Genomic DNA, 17840 nt, shown 5'->3' with positions numbered 1-17840 from the left:
TTAGTGAACCATCATGTTCAGGTTGAGGTTCCACATAATCCAGATCGAGCCAATCACCAGAATGGCGATAATCAGCACCGTAAAGGCGAAGGCTACCAGGTTCCAGCGTTCACTCGAAGAGGTGTTCAGATGCAGGAAGCATACGAGATGCACCAGAATCTGTACTACTGCGGTCACCAGGACCACGCCAAGCATAGTGCCGTGAGAAGCGGTTCCTTCCATTACAATCCAGAACGGGATAGCCGTCAGGATGATAGACAGGATAAATCCTGTCATGTAAGTCTTCACGCTACCGTGGTGGGCGCCGCTGTGTTCAGTTGAATGACTCATTACATCGCCCCCATCAGATACACTACAGAGAATACGCAGATCCATACCACGTCAAGGAAGTGCCAGAACAGGCTCAGGCACATCAGACGCGCACGGTTGGTATTTGTCAGGCCGCGACGGGACACATGAATCATCATGAATGCCATCCACACCAGACCAGAGGTTACGTGCAGACCGTGGGTGCCGACCAGCGCGAAGAACGCTGACAGGAAGCCGCTACGATCCGGGCCGAAGCCTTCTGCAATCAGGTGATGGAATTCATAGATTTCCATTCCGACGAAGCCCGCACCGCACAGGAAGGTCAGCGCAAGCCAGGAGATAACCTGGCTTTTGTTTCCCTTGTTCATGGCGATGATTGCCATGCCGTAGGTGATGGAGCTGACCAGCAGCAGGGCGGTTTCAACCATAACGAACGGCAGTTCGAAGATATCTTTACCTGACGGGCCGCCAGCCGTGCCGTTCACCAGAACAGCATAGGTTGCAAACAAGCAACAGAACAGAATGCAGTCGCTCATCAGGTAGATCCAGAAACCAAAGACCTTATTGGTTCCCGCATCGTGGTGCCCGTGCTCCGCGGCGTGGGCGTTATTTACAGTCTCAGTTGCCATTTTTCAGCCCTGCTTTTTTGAGTTCTTCGAAATGCTGATTTTCCAGTTTTTCGACTTCAGCAACCGGAACATAGTAATCCACATCTTCGTCGAAGCTTTTCGCAATCCAGGTGATGATGATGCCGGCAAAGCCAACAATCGCCAGCCACCAGATATGCCAGATCATGGCAAAACCAAACACGGTGCTGAATGCTGCAATAATGATACCGGCTGCGCTGTTGCGCGGCATATGAATCTCTTCATAGTGCGCAGGCTGCTTGTACGCTTCGCCTTTCTCTTTCATCTCCCAGAATGCATCACGTTCGTGAACGTGCGGCAGGTGGGCGAAGTTATAGAACGGAGGCGGAGAAGAGGTTGCCCACTCCAGCGTACGGCCACCCCACGGGTCACCGGTCAGGTCGCGGTTCTGCTCACGGTCACGGATGGAAACGTAGAACTGAATCAGCTGGCACAGAATGCCCAGAGCGATAAGCGCCGCACCGCAGGCTGCAACAACCAGCAGGGTGTGGAACTGTGGATCGATCTGCTGGCTCAGACGACGGGTCATGCCCATGAAGCCCAGAACGTACAGCGGCATAAACGCAACGAAGAAGCCGATGATCCAGAACCAGAAGGCGCGTTTGCCCCAGGTTTCGTTCAGCGTAAAGCCGAAGGCTTTTGGCCACCAGTAGGTCAGACCTGCGAAGCAACCGAATACCACGCCGCCGATGATAACGTTGTGGAAGTGTGCAATCAGGAACAGGCTGTTGTGGAGCACGAAGTCCGCGCCCGGCACCGCCAGCAGAACACCGGTCATGCCACCGATAGAGAAGGTGACGATGAAGCCAATGGTCCACAGCATCGCGGAGTTAAAGACGATGCGGCCCTGATACATGGTGAACAGCCAGTTGAAGATCTTCACCCCGGTCGGGATGGCGATAATCATGGTGGCAATACCGAAGAAGGCGTTTACGTTCGCACCGCTGCCCATGGTGAAGAAGTGGTGCAGCCAAACGATGAACGACAGAACGGTAATCGCGATGGTCGCCCACACCAGAGAGGTGTAACCGAACAGACGCTTTTTAGAGAAGGTAGCAACCACTTCAGAGAACACGCCAAACACCGGCAGCACCAGGATATAAACTTCCGGGTGGCCCCATGCCCAGATGAGGTTGATGTACATCATCATGTTGCCACCCATATCATTGGTAAAGAAATGGGTGCCAAGGTAGCGGTCAAGGGTCAGCAGTGCGACGGTCACGGTGAAGATTGGGAACGCGGCGATAATCAGTACGTTAGTACACAGCGAAGCCCAGGTGAACACCGGCATTTTGAACATAGTCATGCCAGGGGTACGCATATTCAGGATAGTAACGAAGAAGTTAATACCCGTCAGCGTCGTACCGATACCGGACAGCTGGAGACTCCAGATCCAGTAATCAACCCCGACGCCAGGACTGTACTCAATGCCCGATAGCGGCGGATAAGCAACCCAGCCGGTCTGTGCGAATTCGCCAACGCCCAGTGACAGGTTAACCAGCACCACGCCGACAACGGTGAACCAGAAGCTCAGGTTGTTCAGGAATGGGAAGGCAACGTCACGCGCGCCAATCTGCAACGGCACAACCAGGTTCATCAGGCCGATAACAAAAGGCATCGCCACGAAGAAGATCATAATAACGCCATGGGCGGTAAAGATCTGGTCGTAGTGGTGAGGAGGCAGGAACCCTGCTTCGCCGGCGGAGGCCAGCACCTGCTGGCTACGCATCATGACCGCATCGGCAAAGCCGCGCAGCAGCATGACGATAGCGACGATAACGTACATTACGCCAAGGCGTTTGTGGTCAACCGAGGTTAGCCACTCTTTCCATAAATATTCCCACTTACCGAAGTAAGTGATAGCCGCAAGCAGCGCCAGTCCCCCGACGATGATTGCCGCAACCGTAACCATGACAATTGGCTCATGATACGGGATTGCATCCAGTGTAAGTTTTCCGAACATCGTATTATTCCTCGGCCCCTTAGTGAGAGGTTTCCGCGTGACTCATGTCCATGCCTTCCATACCTTCCATGCCTTTCATATCGTCATGGGAAGCTTGTTCACCTTCCGGCTTGGCCATGTGCATGCTCCCGTGTCCCATAAATTTGTTAATAACGTCTTTAAACAAATCAGGTTTAACACTGGAGAAGTATTCGACTTTGTTGTATTCGCTTGGTGCGGCCAGTTTCTCGTAGGTCGCCATATCGTTCATGACTTCCGGAGACTGTTTCGCTTTAGCAACCCATTGGTTAAAGGTGTCCATATCCGGGGTGGCAATAGCCTTGAATTTCATCCCGGAGAAGCCTTTACCGCTGTAGTTTGACGAAATACCGTCGTAGGTGCCCGCTTCGTCGGCAATCAGGTGCAGTTTGGTCTGCATGCCTGCCATTGCGTAGATTTGGCTACCCAGGCGCGGAATAAAGAAGGAGTTCATCACCGAGTTAGAGGTGATTTTGAATTCCACTGGGGTGTTGGCCGGGAAGGCGATTTCATTCACCGTAGCGATACCCTGCTCCGGATAGATGAAGAACCATTTCCAGTCCATAGCGATAACTTCGATGGTCACCGGCTTCGCTTCGTGCTCCAGCGGGCGGCTAGGTTCGAGAGCGTGAGTGGTTTTCCAGGTCAGTACCGCGAGGAAGATAACGATAAGGATAGGAATCGTCCAGACCACAGCTTCAACTTTGTTCGAGTGCGACCAGTTTGGGCTGTATTTGGCGTCTTTGTTTGAAGCCCGATACTTCCAGGCAAAACCGATAGCCATTGCAATTGCAGGGATAACGACAATCAACATCAGGCCGATGGCCGTCAGAATCAATGAACGTTGTTCCAGTCCGATCTGTCCTTTGGGATCAAGGAGTGCAGAATCACAGCCACTGAGTAAAAATGTGCCTGCGATTAATGACAGCCATCCCAAACTTTTATTGTATTTCCTGAGTCTCATTTAACGACCTCAATTCCAGGGAGCTCTATTGTCGTTTAAAGTGTGCCGGCATTTTACGGGAAGGTTACATTACTGTAAACATGAATGGCTCAGTGTCAGTAGGGTGTTACTGGGTTCTGCCGCCGATGTCACACAGAATGCAACAAACTGTAAAATCTAGCGTTGGTGCGCGGTAGCTGAAGGATATAACGAAAACCTATCTCAGGGGAAATAGACCGGGAAAATTGGTATAACCAATCAATTTAAAATACATTTGATTAACAACGCGGCAGCATTTGTCACATATTTTCAACAAATATTAATTTCGCACCGGGCTGAATCGTTAAGGATAATCTTTTAATCTGTGTGGAACAAAGTAATTAAAGAAAACTGTATTTAATTACGATAAATAGTCCACGCCTGTAACAGTTAAACGCTGCGCTATTATTAGACAAAAAAAGTCACTCACCGGTATTAATTATTTTCATCGTTGAGTCGCTGCGGGGACAAAAGAAGGGCGTGCGGTTAATTTATAGACACAATCACCACAGGGATAAGGTAATGACAGGAAATAACTCACCCATTATTGGCATCGATCTCGGCACCTCCAATAGTGCCGTTTCCTGGTTCAGTGAAGGTGCTGCGCGCTTGATAACCGGTGCCGGAGATAGGCGGCTGACGCCTTCCGTTGTTGGTCTGGACGACGAAGGCCAACTGCTCGTCGGGGAAGCGGCAAAAGCCCGCCTGGTTAGCCACCCTCATCTGACGGTTGCCAGCTTTAAGCGCTATATGGGCACCGAAAAAATATTCACCCTTGGGGACAAGTCATTCCGCGCCGAAGAGCTCTCCGCGTTAGTGCTGCGGAAATTAAAAGCCGATGCAGAAGTTGCGCTGGGCTGCGTTATTACGCGGGCGGCGATAACCGTACCGGCTTATTTTAACGACGCCCAGCGTAAAGCGGTTAAAGCGGCCGGGCTGATGGCCGGGCTGGAAGTTGAGCGTTTGTTAAATGAACCCACGGCGGCGGCGCTGGCCTACGGGCTTGCCGACAGCCGCGAGCAAAAGTTCCTGGTCTTCGACCTGGGCGGCGGTACTTTTGATGTCTCCATTGTCGATATGTTCGAAGGCGTGATTGAAGTTCGCGCCAGCAGCGGGGACGCCTGGCTGGGCGGGGATGATTTTACCGAAGCCCTGCGCCAGTGGATGCTCAGTCGTTATCCTCAGCTGACGCTGGATAACCCGGAGCTGGCGGCGAACCTGACGCGCCAGGCCGAGTCTCTGAAACAGCAGCTCAGCGGCCAGGATTTGGCCAGCGCAAGCCTGACTTATGGCGGCGAGGAATATCGCTGGGAGCTAAACGAAGCCACTTTCCAGGAGTGCTGTAGCGGGCTGCTGTCGAGATTAAAAAAACCGGTAGTTCAGGCGCTACAAGATGCGCAGTTCGACGCCAGCCAGCTCGATAGCGTCATTCTGGTCGGCGGTGCAACGCGTATGCCGTTGGTGCGCCAACTGGTTACGCGCATGTTTGGCCGCTTCCCGCGTAACGAACTGAATCCCGATGAAGTGGTGGCGCTGGGCGCTGGCGTTCAGGCCGGATTAATCGCGGAAGACAGAGCGCTGGATGACGTCGTGCTCACCGATGTAATGCCTTATTCTCTGGGAATCGAAGTTGCCCGCCGTAACGGCGACAGAATAGAAGAAGGGTTTTTCTCGCCGCTGATTGAGCGCAACGCTTTTGTGCCCGTCAGCGTGATGCAGAGCTTCAGCACGGTGAACGATAACCAGCGCCAGATCGATATCGAGGTTTATCAGGGCGAGTCGCGCAAGGTCAGCGACAATCTGCTGCTCGACAGCATGTCGGTCAAAGTTCCCGCCCGCAAAGCGGGAGAAGTTAGCGTGGATGTGCGTTTCACCTATACCCTCGATGGCATTCTGGAAGTGGAATGCAAAGTCAGCGGGGAGCAAACCGCTTCGACGATGATTATAGAAAAGGCTCCGGGGACACTGAGCCCGGAAGAAATTGCCCTGCGCTTAAAGCAGCTGGATGCTCTTAAACAGCATCCCCGGGATATTCCTGAAAACCGCCAGCTGGCCGCCGAGGCGGCGAAACGCTATGAACAGACGCTGGGCGACAGGCGGCAAATTATCGACCATTACGCCACGCAGTTTGAGCAGGCGCTGGAACGCCAGGATTTACGCCTTATCGCCGCCGCGCGGGACGAACTGCGCCGGGTACTGGACCAGCTTAACGACGGACTGTAAACATGGCGACAATATGGGATGTGCTGGGGATTGCGCCCACAACGGATGAAAGTGAAATTCGCCGTGCCTATGCGCGCGAGCTGAAGCAGCGGCGGCCGGACAAAGATCCGCAGGGATTCCAGGCGTTGCGCGAAGCGTTTGATAGTGCCAAACGCTATGCGAGTTCGCCGGAGCCGGTCTGGATAGATGCCGGGGAGAGTATTCTGCTCGATGAGCTTCCTGCTGCGTCGGATGACGTTTATCAGCAGATTGATGAGCAGGCCGAACCGCCGGAAGAGGCCTGGAGCAGGAACGAACTTTGGGACAAGGCGCAGGCGCTCGCCTCGCTGTTAGTCCGGGATGAAATCACCGGATTTGGTGAGCTAAACCACTATCTCGATCAGGATATTCCCGACGCGCTGGAAGCCAGGCAGGCGTTCAGCCTGATGCTCGCCGAAGCGCTGAGCGAGCAGCCCTGGCTTTATCGTAGTTTGCTGAATAACATCTCGGAGATGATGGACTGGCAGCTTGATAGCTATCGCTCATCGCACCTGCCCGACTGGACTCTGCATGCTCTTGAGGTACAGATTGCCAATACCGAGCGAGAAAACTACTGGTTAATACTGGAACGGCAATACAGTGAAGGTTGGCTCAATCGGCTGAAATGGCGTTTGTTAACGCAAAAGGGCGCTGCTCTCCCCGGGTGGGCGCGGCTGATGCCGGACTTTGTTCAGCAGTTAAGAAATCAGGTCAGCGAGCTGCGGCAGCAGTTTCCTTTATTACAGGAGAGGCTTAACCCGGTGCTGCTGGAGGCGATTTATAAGCCGGGCCTGGCGCTGAGTCGGGGGGCGTTAATTGCGGTGCTTTTCTGGGGTTACACGGCTTATGTCGCAGGCTATCAGTCATCAGGGCAGGCCGTGCAATCGATAATTATGCTGGCGATTGTGGCCGCATATATTTGGGTTTATCCCGAACTCGAACGTCGCTGCGAACCAGGTGGGAAAGCTTACAGAATACAACATTCTGCTGTCTGGCTTGTTTCGCTGGGCCTTCTTGTTGTCGCACTTTATCGCGCGTGGCATGGCGTAACCTATTGGCCAGGCAAAGAAGCTGAGGCCGAGACCGGGAGAGCCTTTGTGATGATGTTTTTTATCGCGGTACCCGTCTGCTGGATCCTTTGGTTGAAACGCAGAGAGTGGCGAATGCTGCCCATAAGCATCGTCGTTACCGTCATTATGTTCCCGATATTGTTTATCCGGCAGCTTCCCATGCTGGCGAATTTACTGGGCTTCCTGCTATTGGCGATGCTCTATGGCATCGGTATCCCTGCGGTCTACTTCGTGAAATAAAAAAGCCCCCGATTCTCTCGGGGGCTTTTTGCTTCATAAAGCGGGTATCAGAACATCAATACCATCCACGGATAGCTGATAAGCATCAGCGAGCAGAGGAAGATGGCGCCGAAGATGGTGCCCATCCGCCAGTAGTCTTTGGTCGGCAAGTAGCCGCTGCCGTAGTAAATCGGGCTTGGGCCGGTGCCGTACGGGGTAATAATCCCCATCACCCCGAGCGAGGTCACCATCATCAGGCAGAATACCGGCATGTTGATGCCCGGAATCGACGCGGCAATGGTCAGCGTCGCAGGCAGCAGCGCGGTGGTGTGCGCGGTGGTGCTGGCGAACAGGTAGTGCAGCAGATAGAAGGCAACCAGCAGCATAACCGCTGAAACCTGCGGGTCGAAGCCGTGCAGCAGAGCCGCGCCTTCTTTACCCAGCCAGGCGATAAAGCCCACGCGCGCCAGGCCATCCGCCAGTGCCACCAGGGTGGCAAACCAGGCGAAGGTATTCCAGGCCGGTTTATTGCTGACAATGTCGTTCCAGTTCAGGACCCCGGTCCACAGCATCAGAATGATGACCAGCAGAGCGGCCATCGCCGGTTCAATCCACGCGGCTGCAAAAATCCACATCAGCAATGCGCTACACACAAACAGCAGCAGCAGGATTTCGTTGCGCGACAGTTTGCCCAATTTTTCCAGCTCCGCGGCGGCCCATTTTGGCACTTCGTCATTCACCTTCACTTCCGGCGGATAGAACCAGTAGGCCAGCAGCGGCATGGTGAGGATAAGCAGTACGCCCAGCGGCAGGAAGGCAAGGAACCACATGCCCCAGGAGATCTCGAACCCGATAATGCTTTTTACCAATGCCAGTGCCAGCAGGTTAGGGGCCAGGGCGGAGAGGAACATCGAGCTGGTGATACAGGCCGCGCTGATAGCGACCCACATCAGGTAGGAGCCAATCTTTCTTGAGCTTGGATCGTTAGGCAAAGAGCCGTACAGCGGCGGCAGGTTGGCAATAATCGGGTAGATTGTGCCTCCGCTGCGCGCGGTATTGGACGGGGTAAACGGCGCCAGCAGCAGGTCTGCGAAGGTAATCGCATAGCCCAGCGTCAGGCTGCGTCGGCCCAGATACTTCACCAGGATCAGCGCCAGACGGCGGCCGAACTGGGTTTTGTCGTAGCCTGCGGCAAACATAAAGGCGCCGAAAATCAGCCAGACGGTTGAATTGCTGAAGCCGCTAACGGCCCACTGGAAGGACTGGCCGGCCAGTTTGAACTTAGGGTCGGCCATTTCCGCAGGGCTAAACAGCAGCCACTGGCTGAACAGGGCTATCACCACGACGCCGGTTAAGCCAATAACGGCCCCCGGCAGAGGTTCAAAGATCAACCCGACAATCACGCCGACGAAGACGGCGAAAAAGTGCCACGCATAGGGTTCTAACCCCGCCGGAACCGGCAGAAGTAATATAACTATGCTTATCAGGATCGGTAAAAATAGCAGTATAAAGCGCTTTTTATTCTCCGCTTTCGGAGGCGGAGCTTTTGCCGCTGCGCTTATTGTTGAAGTGTTAGTCATAGCCTGTGCCTTAAAGTTATCATGATGAATTCGATTAATATTCCCTGCGTAACCTGTTTCCTGAATTTTATTTCTGCCTAATCTCTTATAGGCAGATTTTGATGCATTCATGATAGTTTTTTTAACTGATGCAAATCTGACCGCTTACCGCACCAGGTGCCCGCCTCCATTTACCCACATATTTAATGCGCCATTAATGATTGCTTCTTGTATCTGTCATGATACTGAAACAATTAGTAATTATCCCTTTCTTTGCATTATGCTCGTTAGCTGTTGGTATTTAATTCTGGATTTTGTTTAGCAAAAAACCAATGATTTTATTTAAATAAAAAAATCAGTTTGGTTATATCCATAGTCTCTCAGTGGTTAAAGATCAAATCTTGAGCAATGCCCGGTTTGCCGCTGCGTTTAGTTTCTTGTCGGCTTCGGTGGAATAGGTTTTGAATAAAACCTTTTATTATTCATGGTTATTATTTGCATTTGCTTTTTTAAAACCGTTGACTAACATTCGAAAAATATATTCCGCGAAATAGCCGATTTCCGTTCAATAGATCAATCTGTTTTTTTACTCCCTGATAATTGTGTTGCCTGCCGGGGCTACTCATTGAGTGCCGGACAATGTCGACCTCACTTGCTGGAATGATAAATAATGAACTCCCAGACTCCACTCCTGAAGCCACTTACCCTGCCTAACGGCGCGGTGCTGAAAAACCGCCTGATCATGGCGCCAATGACCACCTGTACGGGTTTTTACGACGGTAGCGTACCGAGCGACCTCGTTGAATATTATCGCGCCCGCGCCGGGACTATCGGCACCGTCATCGTCGAGTGCTGTTTTATCGATCCGAAAGGGCCGGCGTTCCCCGGCGCTTTAGCCATCGACAGCGACAATAAAATCCCGGGCCTGGCAAGAATTGCCAGCGCCATTAAATCTCAGGGTTCTAAAGCAATTTTGCAGATTTACCACGGCGGCAGGATGGTGGAGCCGGAGCTGATTGGCGGCAAAACACCGGTTGCGCCGAGTGCGATTGCCGCGCCGCGTGAAGGCGCGACTACGCCTCAGGCTTTAACCGCCGAAGAAGTGGACGTGATGATCACCAAATTTGGTGATGCGGTAAACCGTGCGATTAAAGCCGGGTTCGACGGCGTTGAAATTCACGGGGCGAACACCTACCTGATTCAGCAGTTCTACTCGCCAAACTCTAACCAGCGTGACGACAAGTGGGGCGGAAGCCGCGAAAATCGCGCACGTTTCCCGATGGAAGTGCTGGAAATCACCCATAAGATGGCAAGCCGCTTCGCCGACGCCTCCTTTATTATCGGCTACCGCTTCTCTCCTGAAGAGATTGAGGTCCCCGGGATCCGTTTCGACGACACCATGTACCTGCTGGAAAAACTGGCCGAGCGGGGCGTCGATTATCTGCACTTCTCCGTGGGCTACTTCAAGCGTGCGTCTATTGTTGATACTAAAGATCCGACGATGTTGATCGACAAATACCATGCCATGCGTTCCGAAACGCTGGCGAAAGTGCCGGTTATCGGCGTGGGCGGAGTGGTTAACCGCAAAGAAGCCGAAGAGGCGCTGGGCCTGGGTTACGATCTGATTGCCGTGGGTAAAGCGTGTATTGCCTACCCGGACTGGGCCGACCGCATCCTGAAAAATGAAGCGCTCGACCTGTTTATCGACAACACCAAACGCGAAGAACTGCTGATCCCTGAGCCGCTTTGGCGCTTCTCGCTGGTGGATGCGATGATCCGCGACGTCAGCTCTCCGGGGCGCAAATACAAAGCGGGCGTCTTCCAGGAGAAGGTGGAAGCCGAAGCGCTCAAACTCAAAATCAGCGTTACGCTGGATACCGACCGTATCACCGACATCACCCTGGTTCAGGATGATTCTGTGGACGTCGATTTTACCTCCAGCTTTGAGGTTCTGCGCTCGCGCATGCTGGTGGCCAACAGCCCATACGTTGATGCTGTGACCGGAGCAACGACCCAGAGTGAGGCGCTGAAAAAGGCCGTTTCCCGCGCGCTTACCGCTTCCAGCAAAGAACACGTTATTGAAGAAGGCGGCAACCCGAACGCACCCCAGAGCTACGATGTTGCGGTTATCGGCAGCGGCGGCGCTGGCCTGGCGGCGGCTATTCGTGCCTCCGATGCGGGCGCTCGCGTGGTGATTATCGAGAAGATGCCAACCATCGGCGGGAACACCATTAAAGCTTCCGTGGGGATGAACGCGGCTGAAACACGCTTCCAGGCGCTGAAAGGAATTAAGGACAGCAAAGAGCTGTTCTACCAGGAAACCCTGAAAGGCGGCAAATTCCGCAACAACACCGAGCTGCTCAAAGAGTTTGTCGAGCGCGCGCCGGGCGCTGTGGAGTGGCTGGCGAGCCTGGATATCGTGCTCAACGATATCACCATCACCGGCGGGATGAGCATTGACCGTACCCACCGGCCTGAAGACCGCTCTGCGGTTGGCGGCTTCCTGATAAGCGGCCTGGTGAATAACGTTAACCAGCGCAGTATCGACGTCTTGCTGGATACCACCGTGGAAGAGATCCTGCACGAAAACGGTGTGGTAACCGGCGTGAAGATCGCGAACGAATATAATGAGCACCATATCCTGCTGGCGAAGAGCGTGGTGGTGGCGACCGGCGGCTTCAGCGCCAACCGTAAAATGGTTGTGCACTATCGCCCGGAACTGAAAGGCTTTGTGACCACCAACCATAAAGGCGCGACCGGCAGCGGTATCGCCCTGCTGGAAAAAATTGGCGCCGGAACGGTAGATATGGACCAAATCCAGATCCACCCGACGGTAGAGCAGACGACTTCGTATCTTATCTCTGAGTCGATTCGCGGCGGCGGCGCAATTCTGATTAATCAGGAGGGCCAGCGCTTCAATAACGAACTTGAAACGCGCGACAATGTTTCCGCGCAGATTATTGCCCTGCCGGAGAAAAGCGCGTGGATCTTGTTTGATGAGCAGGTTCGCCAGAACAATAAAGCGGCCGATGAATATATCGCCCGTGGCTTTGTGATTAGCGCGGCCACCGCGGGCGAGCTGGCGCTGAAGCTGAATATGGAGCCTGAAGCGCTGCAGCAGACGCTTGAGCGCTACAACGGTTTCGTGAAGCAGAACAAGGACGAAGATTTTGGCCGTACCACCGGGCTGCGTTTCCCGCTGGAACATGGCCCGTTCTACGCTATTCGCATCGCGCCGGGGGTGCACCACACCATGGGCGGCGTAACCATTAACACCGAAACCGAAGTCGTAAATGACCAGCAACAGGTCATTAAGGGCGTCTGGGCGGCGGGCGAAGTCGTCGGCGGCATTCACGGTGCCAACCGTATCGGCGGTAATGCCGTGGCGGATATCATTATCTTCGGTACGCTTGCCGGGCAGAATGCGGCAGCGCACGCCCTGGCTTAAGGCAATAAAAAACCGGAAATATCGCTATTTCCGGTTCTCTTCGAAGGGGCGGGCGACCGCCCTTTTTTATCCGAGCAAGGCGGTTTTGCGCAATGCCAGGAAGTCCAGCACTCCGCCAAACAAAATCCCACCGATGGCGAACAGAGCGCCCCATTCCAGCAGTTGCACGCCGAATTCCCACTCGGTGAACCCGAGGGCATTGCTGATGACCACCAGCAGCCAGGCCGCCAGCAGCAGGCAGCCGAAGCTCAGCGCGCGCAGGGCGAGGCGGTAGGCCGAAGCGAATTCGCTGCGTGGCATAAAGCGTTCGGTTTGCTGGGTAAATTCCAGCGTGCGTTTGCAGACCAGCAGCAAAAGAATGCCCGGCACCGCGGCGACCACAGAGAACAGATAGAAAGTCGGCCAGCCGTGCGCCTCAACAAACCATCCCGCTATCGGCCCGACATACACGCGGCCCACGGCGGACAGGGCGGACAGCAGGGCAAACTGGGTGGCGGAAAATGACTTATTGCACAGGGTCATCAGCAGCGCGACGAAAGCGGCTGTCCCCATACCGCCGCACAGGTTCTCGAGGAACACCGCGCTTGCCATAGTAATGATATCTTTATCGGTAACCGACAGCAGCCAGTAACCGGCATTGGACACGCCCTGCAAGATGCCGAAAATCAGCAATGCACGGAACAGGGTCAACTTTTGCATCAGCATCCCGCCGAGCAGCGCGCCGACGATGGTGGCGCACAGGCCGAGGGTTTTATTCACCATGCCCACTTCGCCCGCATCAAATCCTACGCCACGGATAAGGAAAGTGGTGGTGAGGCTCATGGCAAAGGCGTCGCCCAGCTTATAAAGCACAATTAACAGCAAAATCAGCCAGGCGTTATTGCGGCCAAAGAAGTCCCGCAGCGGCTCAACCACGGCACGTTCCAGGCTTTTGGGCACCGGAATGGCGTCCGTGGGCTCGGGTGCCAAAAAGGTCGCAATAATACAGGGTACCAGCAGGGCGGCCATCAGCCAGTAGGTGGCCTGCCAGCCCAAATAGCGGTCCGCTATCCACAGCGCAAGCCCGCCGGAAACCAGCATCGCAAGGCGGTAGCCGAGAACGCTTATCGCCGCCCCGGTGCCGCGCTCCTCGGCGGAGAGCACGTCGGTTTTCCAGGCATCAAATACAATATCCTGAGAAGCGGAGCAGAAGGCGATTATCACCGCCAATGCGGCCATCCAGCGTAGCTGAGAAGCAGGTTCAAGGAAGCCCATGGCGGCTATCGCCACCAACAACAGAATTTGCGTAATTAACAGCCAGCCGCGACGCCGCCCGAGCAGCGGGGGCGTATAGCGGTCCATGACCGGCGACCAAAGAAATTTAAAGACGTAGGCCTGGCCGACGAGCGAGAAAAAACCGATGGTTTTCAGGTCGATGTTTTCGACCGTCATCCAGGCTTGTAACGTACCGGAGGTCAGCGCCAGGGGGAGGCCGGACGCGAAGCCAAGGATCAGTAAAATAGCTGATTTCGGCTGCTGAAAGATGCGCAGATAATGATTGGACATGGGGGATTGTACAAACTCTGTTGTTGGCCCGCGCGAGCGGGCCAACGGGGCAAAAATTAACGAGCGTTCTGTTTGATAAAGTCGTGAACGCTGGTGTCCTGAGCCATATCAGCAATGGTATCGGTCAGTACGGAGTTAACCGCATCGGCGATATTTTTATTGGTGGCCTGGAACGCACCCTCAACGTTGTAGTTGGAGCGGTAGTTTTTGGTCATCTTGTTGCCGTTTTTGGCGGTAGCAATAATCGAGATGTCCGCTTTAGTGGCGATGTTGTAGCGCACGTTGCCCTGGGAAACGTCCGCATACAGCTGGTTAACGATGATCTGCAGGTCAACCGGGCTGCTTGGTCCAATCATATACCCGCGCGCGGTCATCTGTTTTTCCAGCACTTCTTGCAGCAGGAAGCGCAGGTCGCGGGATGGAGTCAAGGTGACCAACTGGTTGTCACGAGTGACTTTTGCCAGCGCCTGGTCGGTACGCTGGTCGGCACCGTTGATGCTCAGCGTTACGCCCATCAGGCTTGGATCCTGCTGCGGCAGCGTAATTTTTGGCGAAACTTCAATGGTGGTTGGCGGTGTAGCACAGCTGGCCAGCATAAACATGGCAACCAGCGGGAAAAGTAATTTTTTTAACATGTTCGCTTTCTCAATGTACTCAAAGGGCAGGCTGATAAAAAATCACGCCATCATAACACTGCGGCCGTTCAGGGGAAGTGCTTAACGCACGGAATTTCATCGCGTTGCATTATTTCTGAACCGCAGCAACTCCTTCTGACAACATCAGGCGCTTTTAGTGCCTTAAATGCATGACTCTTCAGAGGTCTGACCCGCAAAGGCTCGCGAAAGCTAAATTTTTGTTGTGTTTGGATTAAAAGCTGGCTAAAAGCGGCTAACATTTAAAGGGATGAGTGGCATCTCTACGTTGTCGAGGAGAAAGTTCATGCTGATACGCGAGCAGATAGAAGAGAAGTTAAAAGCCGCATTTACCCCCGCGTACCTGGAAGTCGTGGATGAAAGCTATCGTCACAACGTTCCGGCGGGCTCCGAAAGCCATTTTAAAGTGGTTCTGGTTAGCGATCGCTTTGTTGGCGAGCGCTTTTTAAACCGGCATCGTATGATTTATGGCACATTAAGCGAAGAGCTGGCAGGCCCGGTGCACGCACTTGCGCTGCATACCTACACCATTAAAGAGTGGGAGGGGCTGCAGGATACGGTGTTTGCCTCGCCGAACTGTCGCGGAGCAGGCAGCATCGCCTGATTTACCGCTAAGCGTTTGCAACTAAGGGAACTTTTCCGTTATGTTGCGGTATGTATACTGCGTTTTAAAAAAACGGCCTGCGGGCCGTTTTGTTTTGTCCGGCACCCCGGCAGGGGCAGGCAAAAAAGAATAAATGACAGAGAAGTGTGAAAAAGGCCGCAGCCGCGCGCTATTGCCGTTCTCGACTCACCCCAGCGATGCCGCTATAATGCTGCGTCTTATTTTTCGGAATGTCTTCGGGATGATTCTGACGACAAGGAATGTGTTTCTGATTCAGAGAACATCCTGGTTCTGTGAAGCCATCTGGGCTTCCGGAGTTGACCGAGCACTGTGATTTTTTGAGGTAACAAGATGCAAGTTTCAGTTGAAACCACTCAGGGCCTTGGCCGCCGTCTCACGATTACTATCGCTGCAGACAGCATCGAAACCGCTGTAAAAAGCGAGCTGGTCAACGTGGCAAAAAAAGTTCGTATTGACGGCTTCCGTAAAGGCAAAGTGCCGATGACCGTCGTTGAGCAGCGCTACGGTGCTTCCGTTCGTCAGGACGTGCTGGGCGAGCTGATGAGCCGCAACTTCATTGATGCGATCATCAAAGAGAAGATCAATCCGGCTGGCGCACCGAACTACGTTCCGGGCGAATACAAACTGGGCGAAGACTTCACCTACTCCGTAGAGTTCGAAGTGTACCCGGAAGTTGAGCTGCAGGGTCTGGAAGCAATCGAAGTTGAAAAACCGGTTGTTGACGTGACTGACGAAGACGTTGACGCGATGCTGGACACCCTGCGTAAGCAGCAGGCGACCTGGAAAGAAAGCGAAGCGGCTGCGACTGCAGAAGATCGCGTAACCATCGATTTCACCGGTTCCGTTGACGGCGAAGTGTTCGAAGGCGGCAAAGCCTCTGACTTCGTGCTGGCAATGGGCCAGGGCCGCATGATCCCGGGCTTTGAAGACGGTATCGTTGGCCACAAAGCTGGCGAAGAATTCACTATCGAAGTGACCTTCCCGGAAGATTACCACGCTGAAAACCTGAAAGGTAAAGCAGCCAAGTTCGATATCGTTCTGAAGAAAGTTGAAGAGCGCGAACTGCCGGAATTCACCGAAGAGTTCATCAAACGTTTCGGCGTTGAAGATGGCTCCGTTGCTGGCCTGCGCACCGAAGTGCGTAAAAACATGGATCGCGAGCTGAAAGGCGCAGTGCGTAACCGCATTAAGTCTCAGGCAATCGACGGTCTGGTTAACGCCAACAACATCGACGTTCCAGCTGCGCTGATCGACAGCGAAATCGACGTTCTGCGTCGCCAGGCTGCACAGCGCTTCGGCGGTAACGAGAAGCAGGCTCTGGAGCTGCCTCGTGAGCTGTTCGAAGAGCAGGCTAAACGCCGCGTAGTGGTTGGTCTGCTGCTGGGCGAAGTGATTCGTACCCACGAGCTGAAAGCTGACGAAGACCGCGTTAAAGGTCTGATCGAAGAAATGGCTTCTGCCTACGAAGATCCGACTGAAGTCATCGAGTTCTACAGCAAAAACAAAGAGCTGATGGACAACATGCGTAACGTGGCTCTGGAAGAGCAGGCTGTTGAAGCGGTTCTGTCTAAAGCTAAAGTGTCTGAAAAAGCCACCAGCTTCAGCGAGCTGATGAACCAGCAGGCGTAAGCCTGATTTTGGCAAGTTAGCCAAAAACTGAAGCATCAGGCCCGTCACCTTCAGGTGGCGGGCTTTTTTTATCGCTAAAGCACACGATAAGCCATCAATAAATCGCCTTTGCAGGGTTAGCGTATCAAGAAAAGGTTGTTATGCTTGAAACAGGGCAAATCATCCCCATAACTCGGGTGAGGTTCCATTAACAATCCCTGACTGACTCCGTCCAGAATCGGCGCAAGGAACATAGTCAATATCCTGCGTCTCAAGTAGAATCAGTACAGTAGGCAAAATTACTCCAGGAGACGGACATGTCATACAGTGGCGAACGAGATCAATTAGCACCCCATATGGCCCTGGTGCCGATGGTTGTTGAGCAAACATCCCGCGGCGAACGTTCATACGATATCTACTCCCGTCTGCTCAAGGAACGCGTCATCTTCCTGACCGGCCAGGTAGAAGATCATATGGCTAACCTGATTGTGGCGCAGATGCTGTTTCTGGAAGCAGAAAACCCGGAGAAAGATATCTATCTCTACATTAACTCACCGGGTGGCGTAATTACCGCCGGGATGTCGATTTACGACACCATGAAATTTATCAAGCCGGATGTGAGCACCATTTGTATGGGCCAGGCCTGTTCAATGGGCGCGTTCCTGCTGACCGCCGGGGCTAAAGGTAAGCGTTTCTGCCTGCCTAACTCCCGCGTAATGATTCACCAGCCGCTGGGCGGCTATCAGGGCCAGGCGACGGATATCGAAATCCACGCCCGTGAAATCCTGAAAGTGAAAGCGCGCATGAATGAGCTGATGGCTGAACATACCGGCAAATCACTCGATCAAATCGAAAAAGACACCGAGCGCGATCGTTTCCTCTCCGCCAGTGAGGCGGTAGAGTATGGTTTAGTCGATTCGATCCTGACTCACCGTAACTAATGCCCGAAGCTG

13 protein-coding genes are annotated in these 17840 nt (G+C 53.6%); 6 read left to right on the top strand and 7 right to left on the bottom strand.

Annotated elements, in window-relative coordinates; translation table 11 throughout:
- Genes FOC35_RS03900 through cyoA form a run of 4 tightly spaced genes read right to left on the bottom strand, consistent with a single transcriptional unit; the run spans position 1 to position 3901 of the window.
- The gene (locus FOC35_RS03900) at positions 1-330 is read right to left on the bottom strand and encodes a cytochrome o ubiquinol oxidase subunit IV (protein ID WP_016535177.1); all 330 of its coding nucleotides are present in this window, start codon (positions 328-330) and stop codon (positions 1-3) included.
- Positions 330-938 carry a cytochrome o ubiquinol oxidase subunit III gene (locus FOC35_RS03895; protein WP_016535178.1) on the bottom strand — a complete coding sequence of 203 codons (609 nt, stop codon included), beginning with the start codon at positions 936-938 and terminating at the stop codon, positions 330-332. Before FOC35_RS03895 ends, FOC35_RS03900 begins: the two co-directional genes overlap by 1 nt.
- Positions 928-2919: a cytochrome o ubiquinol oxidase subunit I gene (gene cyoB / locus FOC35_RS03890; protein ID WP_016535179.1), complete on the bottom strand. Its 1992-nt coding sequence runs from the start codon at positions 2917-2919 to the stop codon at positions 928-930. The genes FOC35_RS03895 and cyoB overlap by 11 nt, the downstream gene beginning before the upstream one ends.
- Positions 2920-2938: 19 nt before the next feature.
- Positions 2939-3901, bottom strand: a complete 963-nt coding sequence (gene cyoA / locus FOC35_RS03885) for a cytochrome o ubiquinol oxidase subunit II (protein ID WP_016535180.1) — start codon at positions 3899-3901, stop codon at positions 2939-2941.
- 540 nt (positions 3902-4441) lie between these two features.
- On the opposite strand from cyoA, the gene FOC35_RS03880 reads away from it, so the two are divergent.
- Complete coding sequence (locus tag FOC35_RS03880; RefSeq protein WP_172568202.1) at positions 4442-6142, top strand: molecular chaperone HscC; 1701 nt, start codon at positions 4442-4444, stop codon at positions 6140-6142.
- Positions 6143-6144: 2 nt separating this feature from the next.
- Positions 6145-7470 (top strand): molecular chaperone DnaJ, encoded by a 1326-nt coding sequence (locus tag FOC35_RS03875; RefSeq protein ID WP_172568201.1) that lies wholly within the window; start codon positions 6145-6147, stop codon positions 7468-7470.
- Between the two features lie 47 nt (positions 7471-7517).
- Here FOC35_RS03875 and FOC35_RS03870 read toward each other — a convergent pair whose 3' ends face one another.
- Positions 7518-9029, bottom strand: a complete 1512-nt coding sequence (locus tag FOC35_RS03870; RefSeq protein WP_039897968.1) for an anion permease — start codon at positions 9027-9029, stop codon at positions 7518-7520.
- Positions 9030-9678: 649 nt separating this feature from the next.
- Here FOC35_RS03870 and FOC35_RS03865 point away from each other — a divergent pair.
- Positions 9679-12456, top strand: a complete 2778-nt coding sequence (locus FOC35_RS03865) for a flavocytochrome c (protein ID WP_172568200.1) — start codon at positions 9679-9681, stop codon at positions 12454-12456.
- Positions 12457-12522: 66 nt separating this feature from the next.
- On the opposite strand, the gene ampG is transcribed toward FOC35_RS03865, so the two are convergent.
- Positions 12523-14001, bottom strand: coding sequence for a muropeptide MFS transporter AmpG (gene ampG, locus FOC35_RS03860; protein WP_172568199.1), 1479 nt, complete (start codon positions 13999-14001; stop codon positions 12523-12525).
- Between the two features lie 56 nt (positions 14002-14057).
- Positions 14058-14636: a lipoprotein gene (locus FOC35_RS03855; protein WP_016535187.1), complete on the bottom strand. Its 579-nt coding sequence runs from the start codon at positions 14634-14636 to the stop codon at positions 14058-14060.
- Between the two features lie 304 nt (positions 14637-14940).
- Between FOC35_RS03855 and bolA the strand changes: the two genes are divergently transcribed.
- The 3 genes from bolA (at position 14941) to clpP (ending at position 17828) form a co-directional block, all read left to right on the top strand.
- Entirely contained in the window at positions 14941-15258 is a 318-nt protein-coding gene (gene bolA / locus FOC35_RS03850; RefSeq protein WP_039897969.1) for a transcriptional regulator BolA, read from the top strand.
- Between the two features lie 351 nt (positions 15259-15609).
- Entirely contained in the window at positions 15610-16908 is a 1299-nt protein-coding gene (gene tig, locus FOC35_RS03845) for a trigger factor (protein ID WP_016535190.1), read from the top strand.
- Positions 16909-17204: 296 nt separating this feature from the next.
- Positions 17205-17828, top strand: a complete 624-nt coding sequence (gene clpP, locus FOC35_RS03840) for an ATP-dependent Clp endopeptidase proteolytic subunit ClpP (protein ID WP_039897970.1) — start codon at positions 17205-17207, stop codon at positions 17826-17828.
- Positions 17829-17840: the final 12 nt, after the last annotated feature.

This window comes from Cedecea sp. FDAARGOS_727, assembly GCF_012273235.1.
GTDB lineage: Bacteria > Pseudomonadota > Gammaproteobacteria > Enterobacterales > Enterobacteriaceae > Cedecea > Cedecea davisae.
The sequence above is the reverse complement of the archived record's forward strand: the minus strand, read 5'-3'. Positions and strand labels throughout refer to the sequence as shown.